General features: G+C 40.6%; 15 protein-coding genes. 7 read left to right on the top strand and 8 right to left on the bottom strand.

The features are described from left to right. Nucleotides 1-109 precede the first annotated feature (109 nt). Nucleotides 110-4,039 (top strand): T9SS type A sorting domain-containing protein, encoded by a 3,930-nt coding sequence (locus LV83_RS04650; protein ID WP_111610371.1) that lies wholly within the window; start codon nt 110-112, stop codon nt 4,037-4,039. A gap of 81 nt (nt 4,040-4,120) precedes the next feature. Here LV83_RS04650 and LV83_RS04645 read toward each other — a convergent pair whose 3' ends face one another. The 7 genes from LV83_RS04645 to LV83_RS04615 all read right to left on the bottom strand — a co-directional run bounded on the left by LV83_RS04645 (nt 4,121) and on the right by LV83_RS04615 (nt 10,517). Next, nucleotides 4,121-4,531 (bottom strand): putative toxin-antitoxin system toxin component, PIN family, encoded by a 411-nt coding sequence (locus LV83_RS04645; RefSeq protein WP_111610370.1) that lies wholly within the window; start codon nt 4,529-4,531, stop codon nt 4,121-4,123. Continuing rightward, nucleotides 4,512-4,739 carry a hypothetical protein gene (locus LV83_RS04640; RefSeq protein WP_111610369.1) on the bottom strand — a complete coding sequence of 76 codons (228 nt, stop codon included), beginning with the start codon at nt 4,737-4,739 and terminating at the stop codon, nt 4,512-4,514. The genes LV83_RS04645 and LV83_RS04640 overlap by 20 nt, the downstream gene beginning before the upstream one ends. Nucleotides 4,740-4,757: 18 nt before the next feature. Further along, entirely contained in the window at nt 4,758-5,831 is a 1,074-nt protein-coding gene (locus tag LV83_RS04635; RefSeq protein WP_111610368.1) for a serine hydrolase domain-containing protein, read from the bottom strand. Nucleotides 5,832-6,012: 181 nt separating this feature from the next. Next, nucleotides 6,013-6,438 carry a hypothetical protein gene (locus LV83_RS04630; RefSeq protein ID WP_111610367.1) on the bottom strand — a complete coding sequence of 142 codons (426 nt, stop codon included), beginning with the start codon at nt 6,436-6,438 and terminating at the stop codon, nt 6,013-6,015. 777 nt (nt 6,439-7,215) lie between these two features. Further along, entirely contained in the window at nt 7,216-7,962 is a 747-nt protein-coding gene (locus LV83_RS04625; protein WP_111610366.1) for a DUF2310 family Zn-ribbon-containing protein, read from the bottom strand. A gap of 182 nt (nt 7,963-8,144) precedes the next feature. Next, nucleotides 8,145-9,116, bottom strand: a complete 972-nt coding sequence (locus LV83_RS04620; protein ID WP_111610365.1) for a DUF4240 domain-containing protein — start codon at nt 9,114-9,116, stop codon at nt 8,145-8,147. A 195-nt stretch (nt 9,117-9,311) separates the two neighbouring features. Further along, nucleotides 9,312-10,517, bottom strand: a complete 1,206-nt coding sequence (locus LV83_RS04615; protein WP_111610364.1) for an acyl-CoA dehydrogenase family protein — start codon at nt 10,515-10,517, stop codon at nt 9,312-9,314. 118 nt (nt 10,518-10,635) lie between these two features. Here LV83_RS04615 and LV83_RS04610 point away from each other — a divergent pair, with 118 nt between their 5' ends. Further along, nucleotides 10,636-11,595, top strand: coding sequence for a tryptophan 2,3-dioxygenase family protein (locus LV83_RS04610; RefSeq protein WP_111610363.1), 960 nt, complete (start codon nt 10,636-10,638; stop codon nt 11,593-11,595). Nucleotides 11,596-11,884: 289 nt separating this feature from the next. Here the strand turns inward: LV83_RS04610 and LV83_RS04605 are convergent, their stop codons facing one another. Continuing rightward, a complete protein-coding gene (locus tag LV83_RS04605; RefSeq protein ID WP_111610362.1) occupies nt 11,885-13,495 on the bottom strand; it encodes an amidohydrolase family protein in 1,611 nt (536 codons plus the stop codon). 395 nt (nt 13,496-13,890) lie between these two features. Between LV83_RS04605 and LV83_RS04600 the strand changes: the two genes are divergently transcribed. From LV83_RS04600 to LV83_RS04580, 5 genes are all read left to right on the top strand, one after another. Beyond that, on the top strand, nt 13,891-15,279 hold the full coding sequence (locus LV83_RS04600) for an MATE family efflux transporter (RefSeq protein WP_111610361.1): 1,389 nt from the start codon (nt 13,891-13,893) through the stop codon (nt 15,277-15,279). Between the two features lie 24 nt (nt 15,280-15,303). Then, on the top strand, nt 15,304-16,017 hold the full coding sequence (locus LV83_RS04595) for a 6-phosphogluconolactonase (RefSeq protein ID WP_111610360.1): 714 nt from the start codon (nt 15,304-15,306) through the stop codon (nt 16,015-16,017). A 139-nt stretch (nt 16,018-16,156) separates the two neighbouring features. Beyond that, complete coding sequence (locus LV83_RS04590; RefSeq protein WP_111610359.1) at nt 16,157-17,536, top strand: MATE family efflux transporter; 1,380 nt, start codon at nt 16,157-16,159, stop codon at nt 17,534-17,536. Nucleotides 17,537-17,599: 63 nt separating this feature from the next. Continuing rightward, a complete protein-coding gene (locus tag LV83_RS04585; RefSeq protein ID WP_111610358.1) occupies nt 17,600-17,896 on the top strand; it encodes a hypothetical protein in 297 nt (98 codons plus the stop codon). Nucleotides 17,897-17,941: 45 nt separating this feature from the next. Then, complete coding sequence (locus LV83_RS04580) at nt 17,942-18,382, top strand: VOC family protein (RefSeq protein WP_111610357.1); 441 nt, start codon at nt 17,942-17,944, stop codon at nt 18,380-18,382. Nucleotides 18,383-18,521 lie beyond the last annotated feature (139 nt).

Raw genomic sequence — 18,521 nt, 5'->3', positions numbered from 1 at the left:
GAGATTAGATTTTTTGAATTAAAACAAATAGCGCGATATTTTATGCTTACAACCTGTATTCCATGCAATTATCGTTTAGCTTTGTTTAGCTTACTTTTATTGTTTAATCATGAAAAAGCATCTGCTAGTTAGTTTTGGGTTGTTGATATGCTTGACTTTTATGTCCCTAAAAGTCACTGAAGTAAACCCCTATAGAATCTATCCCTATTTGCAAGTTTATGGAGAGGGTAAGATGCAATTAACTTGGTTTAGTAATTCATTGACTTCCAGTTCGATAAAGCTTACAGGAGAATCAGGAAACGTACTCTATGAAGGTGATGTCACAGGCGAACCTGTCCCAAATATTTACTATACATCCCAAGAAAAAAGTCAAGTACTTACAGGTTTGGAGCAGGGGAGTTGGATAGAAAGTGACGAGGTTTTTCGCTACAGGATGCCAATTGAGTTACCCGCAGGTACTGTTGTAAACTATTTGGTAAAACTTGCAGGTGAGGACTATGCTGGTGCTTTTACCATGCCAGCCTCCAAGGCTAATTGGGATAAGATTAGGTTTATGGCTTTGGCTGATTCTGAGACTGATCCTAGAGGAAGAGTTACAAATAGGGCTTGGTACCCTGGAAACCCAATATTTCGTCCCATTACAACTGTCCCAGAACTTTGGAAGCAAAAGTTTGGTAGCACCGTTGAGCAGGGGATTGAGATTCCAAATTACATGTTGACAGAGCAAGTTGGCTATAATGAAAACCTAAAAGTCATAAATTCCCGAAACCCGAACTTCATCATAATGCCGGGGGATTTGGTACAGGGAGGTGGCTATCAGCCGGGATGGGATGAGTTTTTTAGACAAAATGCAGGAACCATGGGCAATGGTTTGTCTAGCTACGCAATTATTCCAGCACTAGGAAATTGGGAGTCTTATGGAGCAATTAGTGGAGGATATGGAACAAACGAAAGAGGTGAATTCTTGCCTGTTGTAGGTAGGAATCGTTTTCATACTTATTTCGAAACACCAATTGAAGATCCACTTCAAAAGCATAAAAAGAGCTACTATCGAGTAGATTATGGTCCTGTGACTATTTTGACACTGGATTCCAGTAACGGCACTCCTGACCAAACCGCCGCCGATTTTGAAGGACAACCTAAGCTAACAGGCAAGCAATACACTGTTCCGGGTACTGATACTCAAGAAAACTACACGCTTGCTCAATACAATGCTGCCGGGGGTAATGATTTAAGTGGTTTTGAACCCGGATCCGATCAGTATTTATGGCTGGAAGAAAATCTGAAAGATGCCAAGGAAAATGGACAGTTGATTTTTGTTCAATATCACCACATTGCTTATTCCTCTGGTGAGCACGGCGTGCCGATGAATCATGAACTTTCAGTTGGACAGGTAGGAACACCTTTGCGGGTCTTGAATCCTTTGCTGGAAAACTATGGCGTAATAGCGGTCTTTTCTGGACATGATGAAATATTCGAACGAAGCTTTGTTGATGAGGATGGAGATGGAAAAGGGATCTTATATTATGATGTAGGTGTAGCTGGTGATGGAATGAGAGGGGAAAAGAGAGATTGGCTAGGTAATCCATTTAACACACTTGATTACAATCCTTATCGAAAATGGACAGCTGATCAGAGTTCTGTGGAGCAATGGAATACATCTGGAGCCAATCCAGTTTTGGTAGACGGAGGCAAGCATTATGGGCATTTGGAAGTGAATTTGGAGAAAAAGGTAGAAGGAGATCAGGAGTTTGCCATAGTTAATTTCACACCCGTTTATATTTTTCCAGTATTAGATCAAAACTACAATCTGCAGAAGGTTGAGCGTAGGGTTTACAATGATGAAGTAAGCTTGAAAATACCCCTTCGAACCACCGAATCAAGGCCTACGGTAAAGGATAGGGTGGAGTTGGAGCTGAACAATGAAGGGAAAATCACCTTAATCCCAGAGCAGGTTTTCACGAATTGGCCAATCAGTTTTATCTATACAGTTTCATTAAGTAAGTCAGACTTTTCCTGCGAAAATATAGGTGCGCAAGAAGTAACTGTGATCATCAAAGACGATAAGGGAACTACTTGGGAGGAGAAAATCGAGGTAGTTGTTTTAGATAAAATAGCACCAATCCTTGTAACCAAGAATTTGGAAGTTCAGCTTGATTTGACAAAAGGTCAAGTGGAATTGAGCCCGGAGGATTTTATTCAAGCTATAAGTGACAACTGTAGAATTAGAGAAGTAACGCTTAATAAGCTAAAAGTTACCTGTGAAGATGTGGGAAAGGAGATTACAGTTGAGCTTCGAGCTGTCGATTTCTCAGGAAATGTGACAGAAAAAAATGCCACAGTAATAGTTAAAAGCTTTACTTCTAAACCTGTAACCATAACAGGTTCTGAATCCATTTGTGTTGGAACAAATCAAACATTGACTTTAAAATCAGAAGCAGCTTTTGAAGTCGTACGATGGAGAAAGAATGGGACTGAGATCTCAGGGGCAACAGGAAAAACCTTGGAAATAGAAGGTACTGGAACTTACAAGGCTATTATCAGATATGGTGGTGCATGCTTGTTTGAGACAGAAGAGTTCATAGTGACAGCAGCCAATACTACACCTGTAACGATCACTGGATCAGAAACCATTTGTGTTGGGACAAAGCAAACGTTGACGTTGAAGTCCGAAGCTGCATTTGAAGTGGTGAAATGGAGAAGAAACGGAACTGAGATTACTGGAGCAACAGGAAAAACCCTAGAAATCGAAGGTGGAGGAACCTATCAGGCAATTGTTAGGACTGCTGGTGGCTGTCTCGTTGAAACTCCAAATTTTGTAGTCGAATCTGCGAATAGCACTCCTGTGACCATCACTGGATCAGAAACCATTTGTGTTGGGACAAAGCAAACGTTGACGTTGAAGTCTGAAGCTGCATTTGAAGTGGTAAAATGGAGAAGAAACGGAACTGAGATTACTGGAGCAACAGGAAAAACCCTAGAAATCGAAGGTGGAGGAACCTATCAGGCAATTGTTAGAACTGCAGGAGGATGCCTAGTTGAAACTCCAAATTTTGTAGTCGAATCTGCGAATAGCACTCCTGTAACCATCACTGGATCAGAAACCATTTGTGTTGGGACAAAGCAAACGTTGACATTGAAGTCTGAAGCTGCATTTGAAGTGGTAAAATGGAGAAGAAACGGAACTGAGATTACTGGAGCAACAGGAAAAACCCTAGAAATCGAAAGTGGAGGAACCTATCAGGCTATTGTTAGAACTGCAGGAGGATGCCTAGTTGAAACGGCGGATTTTATTGTAAAAGAAACTGCTACTACAGATGTGAAAATAACTGGTCCAACTTCTATTTGCGCTGGAGATAATAAAACACTGAATTTGACTTCAGAAGGTGATTTTGAAGTAGTCAGATGGAGAAGAAATGGAACTGAAATTCCTGGAGCTACCAGCAAAACACTTGAGATAGCGGAAGGGGGAAGTTACCATGCCATTGTTAGGTTTGCTGGAGGTTGTCTGGTGGAAACCTCCAAGTTTGAGGTGAAAACAGAAGCAAAACCAAGCGGAGAAATCGTTGTGGATGGAAATATCCTGAGAGCTCCAGAAGGCAACTTCACTTACCAATGGTATAGAAATGGAGAGAAAATTCCAGAGGCAACTCAGCGAAATCTGACTGTAAATCAGATGGGTGAGTTTAGCGTGGAGCTAACCAATGAAGCTGGCTGCACTGCGAGATTGGCTTCAGTAAACATGACTATTTCAGGTATTTTTAATCCTAGTATTGTGGTTTCTGAAGAACTGAGAATCTTCCCAAACCCAGCTTCTTCTCAAGTTGAAATTCAAGTTTTGGGAGATCTGAAGTTTGCAGAGAGTTCCATGCGAATCTATGATCAAAATGGCAAGGAAGTCAGCTCCAGCGTGGAGGTAATCCGTCAGAGTTCAAATGCTATTATTTTAGCTATTCCTAGACTTTCTGCAGGAACCTATGTGATTATGGTAGAAGGTCAGGACAACCGGGTTTTTGTCGGGAAGTTGATTAAGCAGTAGGAGTTGTAATAGAGATAGAAAAGCCTCATAAAAGTGATTTTATGAGGTTTTTTGCTTGGGAAATTAAGATCACTTATTAAGCTATTTATGATTATTCCAGTATTCTTTTGGTGTGACTATTCTAGTGTCATCAAAGGTTTTCATAGTAAAATCATTTGTGTTTCCCGTTATCAAAAAATCTGCTTTAGAAATTTGAGCCAACTCTAATAGACGATTGTCAGGGGCATCTTTGATGATTTTCACTTCGTCATTTGGCTCAGAGAATTCGCATATCTCGCTCAATCTAGCGATTAGAAAATCAGCGTTTGTTTTAAAATCAAAAAATCTAGCAAATTTGGGGCGGCTAAGGACTTCAACATATTCTTGAAGTATTTCGCTAGACAGACAAATTGTAGCATTTCTTTCAATGCAATACTCAACAATTAAAAAGGGATAATTTTTTTGAATTAGCGCAGAGACAATTACGTTCGTATCAAGAATTACTTTTTGCATTCCTGTGAGCGTTTATTTCTTCATCTATTTCTTCCATCGTCATATTTGAAAGCCCATATTTTTCTGCAAGTTGAATACTTTTCTCTAGTGCTTGCTTTGTGATTTTTTTTCCGACGATTTCAATAAGTTCAGAAAAAGACATAGAATTTTTATCCAGGCCTAGTTGGTCGAATTCAGAATCAGAAATTAGAAGGTTTAAAGATTTCATAACACTTAATTTTAGAATCTAATTTACGTTTTTTTCTGTTAAGGGTTGATAATCTATTCCTCTTCCCCTTCTCACAATCTTCACCACACGGTTATAGATGATTTCCGCCAAACTCCAGTCATAGCCATCAAAGTTGGTCGTGTTATTAAACTGAATGATGACAGTATCGATGTCTTTGTGATACTTCGCAATGCTCTGATAGCCAACAAGCAAACCGGTATGTTCATACACGTAAATGGAAGAATAGATTTCCTGTTCACCTTCCTTGAATACCGAACCGTCATTTAGCGCACGAAGGAAAATACCCACATCTTCAGCAGTAGCAAGCATTAAGCCTGTGTTTTCTGTTTTAAAATCCTGATCAAGTCCCACGTAATATCCGCTCATCACCTCATCCATATCCACTTCGCTCAAGGAAGTATAAGTGTTTTTCAGTCCAAGTGGTGTCAAAATCTCTTCCCGAATATATTGCTGGTGAGGATATCCTACGGTCTTGTCGATAAGGTCAGAGATCAGCATATAGTTCGTATTGGAATAGCCATAGCCTTCTCCAGGTTCAAAGTCAGCAGGTAAATCCAATGCATAACCTAAGGTCTCTTCCTTGTTAGTTGGAGGATTGGTCCAGTAGTCCGGATGATCGACAAAATTAGGAATGCCAGATCTATGCTGGGCCATCATTCTGAGCGTAATTCTATCCGAGTTTTCTATCCTTCCTGCCAATTCCGGAAAATACTCCGTCAATGTTTTGTCCAATGACAAACGTCCTTCCTTCACCAGTTTGGCTACTGAAACAGCCACATAAAGCTTGGTGATGCTGGCTATCTTAAAAAGTGCTTCTGGGTAAGCTGCGATTTTCTTGTCCCTATCATGCCATCCAGCTGCATAAAACTCTGGGGACTTTCCGCCCTGATCTACATAAACAATCATTCCATCAAATCCCTGTTCAACTCCCTCTTCCAACTGTTCCTGAACTGTATCGGGTAGGGGTAAAATCCAAGCCTTCACCAAAGGCCAAGGCACAAAATACAGGGAACCTATACTGGCAAGGATAAAAAGGATGCGGAGGGTTTGTTTGGTTTTGGAGTTGGGCATTTTTTTAATGAGGCTGGATTAACGGTTTGGCGCTAGGCGCGGTGGCGGATTTCGGCGTATAAAACTGCCAATACACCACAAAAGTTAATCTAAATTAGAATGTTCAATTAATCTTTTTAACCGCAATTGAGCCAAACGCTTGTTACCTGCCGTTTTCAATTTTTATTTATTTCTGGTCATATTATTCTTTGATCAGAGTATCAACTTTATATTCTTTTACCTCAAATATATTGGCAGATGAATCCACTAGTACTGACAAGTGGATTTCCGCTTCACTTCCAAATAAGGTAAAGTCGATGGATGTGGGAAATTCTTTGATTCCAATTATTTCATTTTTATTGTAACCGTATCCTATAAAAGATCCTATTTCCCTTTTTATTTTAGGGTTCACTTTTAACTGCTCAATAGTTTGAGTGACAATTTTTGGCTCCGAACTAATCCAACTAACTAATAGCTCAGATCCAAACGCTAAAATTAATAGTATTGCAAAGTATTTGAAAAACGTCGTGTCAAATTTTTTTCCACTTTTACCCGACCACTGTCTTATAATGAAATAAGCCACAAAAACACCAACAGCGGTGTATAGTATCTTTTCAATGAATTCCATCTAATTGTTTTTTGCAGAGCCTCTATAATTGTAGGTAACGGTTCGCATATGGTGCGTATCCCGTAGGGTATGCACTATATGCATTGTGTGTGCCCAGCATGGGCATCTGATATCGAAGATATCAAATTATTCCAGAGGGTGAAAGTCCCTTATGTGCGGGGGTAACGCCCCGAAGCATTAGCAAGTCGCAAGGTGGTTTGTCGTGAGACATGCACTGAAGGAAGCGAGACAGCAAACCTTGGTTCCAACGAATACGGCCGAGCACGGGAGTGCGAAGGGGGCGCACGTAGTGCTGGATACGGAGGCTATTTAGGTCGGATGAGGTAGCACATCATACTGACGTCCAAAGGTTGGGTAACCAACATGTGCTTAGATGGTAGATCCAGTGGATATTGAGGGAAGGAATATGCTCTTATGCCGATAGGGATCGGCACAGGCTCTGGGGAGATCTCTGGCTGTCGTGAACATCTAAGAGAAGTCAGCAGAGGCCATAGTAGTCAACAGGACTTGAGCTTTGTAAATACCAAGGAGTTCTCACGAGTTGATGAAGGGCCGAACGTATTGTGAAGTGAAAATTCGATAAGGAGCCATCGTGTAGCCTTATCTTAAAAGTAACGGAAAGAGGTTGTTGGTGTAAAGAGCGACAGCCTTATGCTTTACGAACCGCCGTATACAGCCTGTCCCGAGAATCGGGAAGACCCGTACGTACGGTGGTGTGAGAGGCGCACCGTGGGCTTATGGCTCACGGCCGTCTACTCGATTGGCACCAGTTTTTCTTTATTTTCCGTCATAACCAAATATCGTATTACAAGTTTTACAAATTCTATTTGGTCTTATGAGTCCAGAGTCAAATCCTTTTTGTCCACAAACTGGGCATGAATTGTTTTCATCTGGCTCTTTAGTAAAATAACTAATATATACTGGGATTTTAAAATGGTCAGAAAGCTGTTGTCTAATTTTTTCTCCTACCAGATTTAGTTTACCGTTTTTGTAATTAGTCAATTCTTTATAAGCTTCTTTTTCAAAAAGTCCACTTTCTAGCCAGTTTAAATATGTTCTTTCATGTTTTGTTTGCCAATCTTCGAGTGCAATTTCTAATGGAACTTTAGAATAAGGGACTTGTCCTAAACATTTATTACAAGTCAATTCGTCTACAAATTGCAAGGACCTACCTTGCAATAAATAAAAGTCAGAATTTTCGCAAGAGCAATTTATAACATTGTCAACCTCAACAATAACGTTTTTTTCTCTAATTGTCTTAGGTTTGTTTGCAAGGGTCTTATCAAACTTTTCAAGCCAATACTTTTTTATCTCTACATTCTTGTTCCAGGTCTTGAATGAATTATTGTCACGAAAAACAACTATTAGTTCTAAAGTATTTTTGCTTCGTCTTAATTCTCTTGGCTCACAAAAAATTAGATTCTGTCTATAAAGAGAACCTGATAATCCGATAAATTCTTCGCTAGTTGATTTATTGTCAGCCAGTGTCAATTGTATTTTTGCAGGGATAGGTTTGTCAATCATTTTACTGTTTCTATGATTTGCGGACTCTGCTCAAATTGGTGCCAACGGTTCTCAGCTATACGCAGGCAGGGATTTTTACCACTAAACTTCCTACGAAGAACTGAATTTTAAAATTACAACTTAACTGTCCTACGAAGCACGAAACCCCTGCTTGCGTATAGGTGATGTTGGCGGTTCGTTTTTCATTCCCACCCTTTAAAATTTGAATAAGTTTCATAGTCACATCCTGTATCGAAGTCCAACTGTTTTTTTGTCTTTCTTTCATAGGCTTCTTCTGGTAGACTTAAAAGCTCTTCAAAATCTAAATCTTTTGGCATTTTCTTAGGGTCATTCAAAACCTTCTCGAAGAAATCCTTCCCATTTGCAATGGCGCAACATCTCACATAAAGGAAGTAGTCGCCCGAAAAATGATTATTATCATCTTGATATGATTCTTCACCAATATTTCTTGCGTGTTCCCTTGTGTCAAGCAGATATAACTTATAAGCTAGGCTTTCCTTAAATTGCTTAATTTCCGAAACTTTCATTTTTGACAAGTAGTCTATTGCAGGCTGAATTTGGCTGTCTGATGTATTTAAATCCCATTTAATTTTATCAATCACTGCCCAAAACAGGTGGTCTTCAATCATTTTTTTAGGCTTCATTTGTTTCTTTCTTAAATCAGCCCATCGTTTTTCAGATTCTATTTTTGCCTTTTCGACTTCCTCAATGAATGCTTCTTTTTCATTTTCCCATCTCCATTCTAAAAACATATTGTTTCCGAAATCTGGAGTAATTACACCTGAAAGTGGAAAACCTTCTTTTATTCCCTTTCTTCCATCTCCTAATTTGTATTCTAATGATAATTCAAATTCAGTAAGATGAAGATTACCTAAAAATTCATATTCCTTTATTCTATTATATTTTTCATTGTCAGTAAAGAATTCAATGCAATAATTATTGTTGTAGGAAAATCTGTCACGACAAAGAATTTCCCTTAACCTAGAATCGGAAATTTTTGGCTTTTCAATATCAATATAGTTTAAGACACCTAGCATTAATGTCCCACCTTCTGATTCGTCAAAAAATGACTTACCTTTCCTAATCACTTTGAAAGCTCCAAAAAAGTCTCTTTCAAGTTTGGTTATAAAAATGTCTCCTTCTTTTACTTGCATCGTCTGTTTTTAAAATGACCGCCAACGATTGTATATCCCCAATTGGTGATATCTACCCAAATAGGACCGATATCCTCAGGTACTTGGTGATATTTCTCATTTATTTTTTGCTTAGAAAACTTAGTTAAATTTCCTCTCAAAGAGATTTTTACTTTAAAAGAGCCATTTCACCGCGCCCACCGCGGTAAAACGCCCTCATACAAAAGCCCCAATCCCAGTAATCTCCTGACCTAAAATCAGCAAGTGAATATCCTGTGTTCCTTCATAAGTGACCACAGACTCCAAGTTCATCATGTGACGCATAATCGGATACTCTCCAGTGATACCCATTCCACCATGGATTTGTCTGGCTTCACGGGCGATGTTGAGTGCCATTTCTACATTGTTACGCTTCGCCATGGAGATATGCACCGTTTTGGCTTTGCCCTCATTCATCATCTTGCCGACTTTCCAGGCTAGGAGTTGGGCTTTGGTGATTTCAGTCAGCATTTCGGAGAGTTTCTTCTGCACCAGCTGAAAACTTGCTATTGGCTTTCCGAATTGGATCCGCTCAGCGGCATACTTTCTTGCAGACTCATAGCAGTCCATTGCGGCTCCGATTGCTCCCCAGGCAATTCCAAAACGCGCAGAATCCAAGCACATCAGTGGAGCACCCAAACCTGATTTGCCTGGAAGTAGGTTCTCCTTTGGCACTTTCACATTATCAAAAACCAGTTCTCCGGTGCAGGAAGCCCGAAGCGACCATTTGCCGTGAGTTTCTGGAGTGGTGAAACCTTCCATTCCCCGCTCTACGATCAAGCCGTGAATTCTTCCTTCTTCATTTTTGGCCCAGACTACCGCGATATCAGCTTCAGGGGAATTTGAAATCCACATTTTGGCACCATTCAGCAAGTAATGATCACCCATGTCCTTGAAGTTGGTCACCATGCCAGACGGGTTGGAACCATGATCCGGCTCGGTGAGTCCGAAGCAGCCTAAAAATTCTCCAGAAGCGAGTTTCGGAAGGTACTTGTTTCGCTGCTCCTCCGAACCGAATTTATAGATAGGATACATCACCAGCGAACCTTGTACGGATGCTGTTGAGCGCATGCCAGAATCTCCCCGCTCGATCTCCTGCATGATGAGTCCGTAAGCGATATAATCCAATCCTCCGCCTCCATATTGCTCAGGGATTTGCGGACCAAAAGCACCCACATCACCGAATTTCTTGACGATTTCGGTAGGAAAGTGGGCTTTCTGAGCCCAGTCTTCTATGTAGGGAGAGATCTCTTTTTTGACGAAATCCCGGATGGAAGTTCTGATCAATTTATGCTCTTCAGTAAGCAAATCATCCAATTCTAAAAAATCAACTCCTTCAAAGGTATCTTGCTTTAATGACTTTCTGATTTCAACTGACTCCATGTTATTTTTGGTTTATAAAGATGAATCTGTGATTTTTGTCGGGATTTTAAAATCCTCGGCTGATCCTAAGTAAATAGATCACCCACGAAAATACTACCTTTTTATCCTAAAAGTACGCATGGCTGAATCCCATTTTGACCCCAAGATCTTAGATAAAATCGAACTGCTTCAGAAGAAATTCAAAGCCTCTGGTCAGGATATGCTTTCTTACCTGGAAGGCTTGCAGTATGCGGATTACTTGGCCTACTGGGATTATATCAATCTGGATGTCTTGCTTTCACTTCAGCAGCCCAAGACTTCCTTCAAAGACGAAAAAATCTTTATCATCTATCATCAGATCACTGAACTTTATTTCAAGCTGATTATTTCTGAGATGGAGCAGATTGCAGAACTTCAGCCGATTACGGAGGAGTTTTTCAAAGCCAGATTGGAGCGGATCAACATGTATTTCGATCAGCTGATTGGCTCTTTTGCGATGATGTGGAAAGGGATGGAGCAGGAGCAATTTCTCAAGTTCCGTATGTCTTTGCTTCCTGCGAGTGGGTTCCAAAGCGCTCAATATCGTGAAATTGAATTGATGGCTGCAGATGCTTTTAATCTTGTAGCCTTGGATAAGCGAACTGATCCTGATTTCCATACACCGACGGATGAGATTTTTGAAAATTTATATTGGCAGCAAGGAGCAGTGGAATTGGCGACGGGGGAGAAGACGCTGACGCTAAAGAATTTTGAAGCGAAGTACAGCAAGAAATTGATGGACCTCATCGATGCCTACAGACGGAAAAATCTCTGGCAACGGTATATAGATCTGAATGAACCTTCAGCCGAATTGACCGAGACGATGAAGCAGTTTGACCTCAAAGCAAATGTCTTTTGGCCTCTCGCTCATTACAAATCAGCTGTCCGTTTTCTCCAAAGAGATCCAGTGGATATCGCTGCTACTGGTGGGACCAACTGGCAGAAATATCTGCCTCCGCGCTTTCAGAAGGTGATTTTCTATCCAGAACTTTGGACTGAGAAGGAGAGAGAAGAGTGGGGAAAAGGCTGGGTAGTGAAGGAGATTTTTGGGGAAGAGTAGGGATCTAGGAGTAGCAAGATGTAAGTATCAAGTAGTAAGAAATTAGTATCAAGATATTAGAATCAAGATTTAAGACGTTAGATCCAAGAATCAAAACTTAAGAAACAAGAGTCAAGACAATAGTATCAAGACGCAAGTATTAAGATTTTGGAGTTGGTGCTAGTATAGATAAAAGCAATAACGTTAATGTCTAACTATTTAATTGACGCGACTTCGGTCATCGGTCATCGGTCTTCCGTCTAGTCAAGCAAGGGAAATGTGGTCACTGGGATAATAGATGATAAAAGCATCAGCGAGGATAATTCGCCCTCACAAAAGCCTCCGCATTATAATAGCAAAAATCATCAACCAACGCCTCTGTGTCTTCTCTCGACTTAAGATGGGCAAGATGTTTGGCTTCGGAATTCTTTCTTGCCTGTTCGATTACGAAGATTAGATTATTTGAAAATAGCTGAAATTCCAGCGCAGTTGGATAGTGGTCAATAGGGTCAATTAGGCCTTCGAAATCTGTCCCGAGTGTCATGCATTTCCAGATTTTGGGCTTCTCAGCCTCGCTTAGATTTGGATTGGCGTAAGCAGATTTAGCGATTCCCTCAATATTGTCCCAAAGCAGTTCAATTCCATTTCGCTTGGATTTCTTATCCTTCTTGGTAATTCCTAGAATTCGTTGATCAAAAGAAAGACCGAAAAGTCCACCAGTTTTCACGATCATTTCTATGTCTTCTTCGCAGACATTGATATTCCAGGCATTGAATTTTTTGCTGGGATCAGCGTAGCCATCCTTTTCTAAGTGAAAATTTTCTATATGATCTTGTAAGGTTTCTATTCCAGAAAAACCGCAATGCGAAGCTATCACGGGAATTTTATCACCTTTCGCCAAACAAGGTTTGATGATATGTTCGTAATATTCTTGCCGCCCACAGGCACTCATATGCTTGACATCGATCAGGATTCTATAGCCAAGTTTTGGGTTCTTCTCCAAGTTTTCGTTTAGTCCCAATAACTCCAACACTATCCTTTTTCCGAAATCAGTAAAACCCTCGTTCATATTATGAACTTGGTTCAATAGGATTTTTCCCTTGTCCGGAATAGAGTGCGCATGTCCGCAGAGATTGTTATTAAAATGGTGGGAAAAGGTCATAAAAAAGACAGGAACTTTCCACTCGTTTTTGATGATCTGAATCCGCTTTGAAATCTCATCAATTGAGATTCTGTCTTTTTCAAGCAGGTCAGTTCCCAAGGCATGAGATCCTTCTATGGTAAGAATCATCGTGATCTCATCGTCATTTTGAAGGGATTCACTGAGTTCCTTGGATGATTCTGGAATTAGATATCTGGCATTTTCAGCCCAGAGTTCCTTTTTGAATTTGGTTCTCCGCTTCTTTTCATTTTCAAAAATCCTTCTCAAAATACCAGAAGTATGAATCTTATTTGACTCAATTGTTTTTCCAGAATCCATCAGTACAAATTCAAACTCCCTGTTTAATGATTCCCAGTAATCGTAGTTTTTGGATTGCACATAATTGACAGTTTCAAGCGGGATTCGCATATAGAAGGTTTGGATCAGGTCTCTAAGTGGAAGCTTGTCGTGGGTGCTGATGCCAATAGCTATATTCAGCAAATCGCTGGAATTGATCTTGTCCAAACCAAGTACAAACTGCCGCTCCAGCGGATATAGGGAATTGAAGGTTAGTCTCACATTCCCATTCCATGCTTTGACTAGGTCGCATTGACTGTAAGAAGCGCCCATTTTTCCTTTTACATATCCAGCTCTATTGGATGAGATTACGGTCCAAGGACTGAATTCATCCTTTTTCTCATAAGCTTCCCGTTTTTCCTGCATGTGGAAATGGGCTCGCATATGATTGTGACAGTGTAAATCTGAAAACTTCCTAGCCATAGTCTAAAAATTTAAGCGATCGAAATAAATCCTCAGCTTAATTTGTTGATTATTAGGTTAACATGCAATTGGGAGGACTCTTGGTTTGAAAATGGGATGAAAAAGGTCCTGCAGAGAAGATAGTAGCTGTAGACCCTTTGGGCGCCGAAAGGCATTTAGGACCGCAACTTCCAAATCGAAGAGTGGGTAAAGCATCAATTAAATGATCATATGTGCTTTTTTAAACCTGAGTCAAATGAAAATCTAATGATCGAAGTGAAGGGTAGACTTGGGATTTTTATACAAAGAAGGTTTAAGGGTTACTTTTTAAAGTAATTGACTGCATTCAATTTCTGATTTTCGAATATTACTGGCATCTTAGACTGAATGGCCATTTCCCCTCAAACAAACCAAGCATGAGTAATAAAAATCAACTAGCGGAAGTGAGTTTGGTTCGAAGCCTCTTTACCTTGGCTTGGCCGATTATTATGGCCAATATCCTCCAGACTGCCTATCAATTAATAGATACATTTTGGCTAGGGAGGCTGGGAGCAAATGCTGTGGCGGCAGTCAGTATAAGTTTTCCGATTTTGTTTTTGGTGCTTTCACTTGGCGCTGGACTGACCCTTGCTGGAACTGTGATCGTTTCGCAGTTTAAAGGAGCAAATGATAAAAAAATGATTGATTTCGCAGCTTCGCAAACTGTTGTCATTGTCTTTTTGATTTCGATTCTACTGGCTTTTCTCGGCTTCGCCGTTGCTTCCCCTTTGATGAATTTAGTAGGAGCAGGGCCTGAAATTCTGAATGATTCTGTTACTTATTTCCAAGTATCTTCTTTCGGGTTCGTATTTCTGTTTATGTTTTTTGTTTTCCAATCTCTGATGAGAGGGATTGGGAATGTGCTGCTCCCGATGTACATCGTTTTTGGAACTGTTCTGTTAAACTTGGTTTTGGATCCTTTATTCATTTTTGGATACGGAAGCATCGAGGGATATGGTGTGGCAGGAGCGGCTATTGCAAGCATAATTACGCAAGGATTGTCAGCAGCAGCCGGATTATACATTTTGTTCCGAGGAAAGCAAGGCATCAAAATTAAGGTAAGCTTCATGAAACTGGAGTTTAAATGGGTGAAGCGAATGTTTGAACTTGGAATACCGGCCAGTTTGGAGCAATCTTCAAGAGCGGCGGCAATGACGGTAATGGTTATGCTGGTTACCAGTTTTGGTAGTGAAATAGTTGCTGCCTATGGAATAGGAGCTAGAATTCTCAGTTTGGTAATCGTCCCCTCCATAGGAATGGGAATTGCCACTACAACGCTTGTAGGCCAAAATATAGGTGCTGGGCAAATCAAACGAGCGGAAAAAATCGGTGATCTGAGTGTCAAAATAGCTTTCTTCGGACTTACAGGAATTGGGTTAATTCTCTTTCTTTTTGCTGAAACACTGACAGCTTTCTTCGTGCCAAATGATCCACAGGTGATCAAAGACGGAGCGAAGTTCATACGAATTATGAGTTTGAGTTTCGGACTGTTGGGAGTGCAGCAAGTGCTCAACGGGGTTTTCAACGGTTCTCGTTTTACTCAAGCTTCCATGCTGATTTCCATCTTTAGTCTTTGGATGGTTCGCTTTCCAGTTGCCTTTGTACTTTCTGCCAAAACAGAGCTTAGTTTTGAAGGGATTTGGTGGGCTTTTCCAATTTCTAATTTGATCGCAGCTTTGGTAGCTTTTACATATTATAAAACAGGGTATTGGAAAATTCGGACCTTCAGAAATAGAAATGAGTTGATACAATCAGGCTTGGGATGATGATATAAATCAAATGACTAGTAAATGAAACTACACAATTGTAAGAATTACGTAGAGATGAGTCTGCTAGGAGCTGAACTTGTCCATGCTGAAGTAGAGATCAATCCCGATTTGCTTTTCTGTGCTGCGAGCGGGAACTCTCCATCTGGATTATACGAATTGATGGCAGAGAAACACGCGGATTCACCTGACTTTTTTGATTATATGAAAGTGATCAAACTCGATGAGTGGGTGGGTTTGACGAAGGATTCCACCTTCAATTCAGAATATGATATACAGGAAAAACTGCTGAAGAAGCTGGGGATCGATGGAGATCGTTACATCTCTTTCGAAGTGGAAGCGGCGGATCCTGAATCCGAATGTGGTCGAGTTCAGGATGAAATTGACAACCACGAAGGTATTGATATCTGTATTTTAGGAATTGGGATCAATGGACATATTGCGCTAAATGAACCAGCAGAATTTTTACAGCCAAATTGCCATGTAGCGAATTTACATCCGCTTACTTTAGCAAGTGGGATGATTGAAAAAGTTGGAATTCCGCTTTCTGAAGGAATGACTTTAGGTGTTGGCAATATTATGAGTTCCAAAATGGTTATTCTCTTTGTCACGGGCAAAGGCAAAAAGCCAGCGTTGGATTCCTTTTTGGAAGGTAGAATCAGCACAGATTTGCCTGCTTCTCTGCTTTGGCTACATCCGAACGTGCATGTGATCGTAGATAGGAAGTCGGTGCATTGAAAAGAAAGATGCAATGAAGAAGGTGAAAAGCGACAAAATGTGTCCTATATGCGATTAGTAACGCTTTATTAACTCAGCCTGCTTTTCGATCAGCAGAAATTTCCCGTTCTTTCGCCCTTCATAATTTTTCTATCCACCAATGACTTGGCAATTAATCAAAGATGCCCTTCGCGGTAAAGAGCAGGACTTTACCAGTCTCTCGCTGAAAACAGCCATTTTCGTATTAGCTATTCCCATGATCCTCGAGATGATGATGGAATCGGCGTTTGCGGTCGTGGATATCTTTTTTGTGGCCAAACTTGGCGAGCATGCCATTGCTACAGTCGGTTTGACAGAGTCTGTTGTCGTTCTCGTTTATGCCATGGGTTTTGGGATTAGCATGGCAGCGACAGCATTGGTTGCGAGAAGATTTGGAGAAAAAGAATACTTTGAGGCAGGAGCAGCAGCTTTTCAGCTGTTAATCGTTGGAGGAGCTATATCGATTATACTAGGCATTCTAGGCTGGATCTTCGCACCTGATATTCTGGCTTTGATGGGAGCAGAGGCAAAGGTGATAGAAACAGGGGTCAATTATACCCGGATTATTTTCGCAGGAAATACTGCAATCATGCTACTTTTCCTATTGAATGGCGCATTTCGAGGTGCTGGTCAAGCCCATCATGCGATGCGTTCGCTTTGGATCGCCAATGGCTTGAATATGATTTTGGATCCGCTACTGATTTTTGGAGTTGGAAACTGGGCTGGATATGGGTTAGAAGGTGCAGCAATCGCGACGACTTTTGGTAGAGGAATAGGCGTGGTATACCAGTTATATCATTTATTCAATGGTAAGCATAAGCTTAAAATCCTGAAAGAAAACATTGTGATTTCCTGGGAAATTATCAAGAAAATAATGGAAATCGCGATAGGTGGAATGGGGCAATTCCTGATTGATTCTGTTTCTTGGATTGCGTTGACTCGAATGAATGCTGAGTTTGGCTCGGCTTCACTTGCTGGATTTACGATTGCTTTTAGAATATTGATATTCACACTTTTACCTGCCTGGGGATTATCCGGAGCTGCATCTACTTTGGTAGGACAGAATCTAGGAGCCAAGCAACCTGACCGTGCTGAAAAATCAGTTTGGCTGACTACACGATACACCGTGATTTTCATGGCTTCGGTCACAGGTATCTATTTGCTTTTTAACCAGCAGCTGGCTGGCTTTTTTACCTCGATCCCTGAAGTAAAATCAGTAGCTGCACAAGGTCTTTGGGTGGTGGCGCTAGGTTACGTTTTCTTCGCTGTTGGCATGGTGCTGACACAAGCTTTCAATGGCGCAGGAGACACCAAAACGCCGGCTTGGATCAATATCGGCGTACTTTGGTTTATTGAGATTCCACTTGCCTATATTTTGGCTTTTCCCTTTGGATTGGCTCATTTGGGGATTTTTATCTCCATTGCATTTAGCCATAGTTTTCATTCTGTCGTTTCTTTCTTTTTCTTTAGAAAAGGCAAATGGAAGCTCACAGAAGTTTAGGCATGAGGTGAAGTCATATGGTTTTGCTAAATTAAATGACTACAAAGTTCAAAATCTACTCCTATGGAATCTGAAGAACTTATTCTGAGAAAATTAATGGTAGTTATAAAAGATGCTTGTGTTCGTCCAATTCCATCTGATGAGTATTTGGTAAAAAGAATACAGGATAGAATGGAGAGCTTCGATAGTTTGAGAGTTGGTGGTGAGAACAGCGAGCTGCACTTAAGCAATTTTGCGTCACCTGTTTGCTTCTCTGCAGATGAAGAAGTACAAGCAGATTATCGGCTTGAGGATTTGTCCTTATCACAAATTGATGATTGCATTGACGAATTAATTCAAAAGATGGCTGATAGCCTTTGAGGAAGAAACAAGATTTATTTCAATACATACTTAACCCTAAACCCTATGACATCTCTAAACACTTATCTGACTTTTGAAGGAAATTGTGAAAATGCGTTCAACTTCTACCGCTCTGTTTTTGGTGGTGAATTTGCCCATGTGGGAAGATTCTCAGACATGCCTGCTGACCCAACTTATCCTATTGGAGATGAGTTTCGAAACCAAATCATGCACATCAGTTTGCCGATAGGTGAGCATAGTATTCTGATGGGATCTGACACTGGCGGACATGGAGGGCCAGTGACGGTAGGTACAAATTTTTCAATTTCCATCAATACCGATTCTAAGGATAGAGCTGATGCGTATTTTGCGAAGCTTTCCGCAGATGGGAAGGTGACAATGCCAATGGCAAGTACTTTCTGGGGTGATTATTTTGGAATGCTTACAGATCGATTTGGGATCAATTGGATGATTTCTTTTGCTGAGGCTCCTGCGCAGGAAGAGTAAAAGTGAATGAAGTGAAAGCCGAGAAATCCAGTTCTTGGTGATTTTAACCACCGTTCGTGTCACACGAACGGTTTGGTTAAAAATTCAACTATTTCCTACTTTTGGAAAAGCAGAACAACTTTGAGCTAATTTCAACCTT

The sequence above is a fragment of the Algoriphagus yeomjeoni genome (assembly GCF_003259505.1).
Taxonomy (GTDB): Bacteria; Bacteroidota; Bacteroidia; order Cytophagales; family Cyclobacteriaceae; genus Algoriphagus; species Algoriphagus yeomjeoni.
The sequence above is the reverse complement of the archived record's forward strand: the minus strand, read 5'-3'. Positions and strand labels throughout refer to the sequence as shown.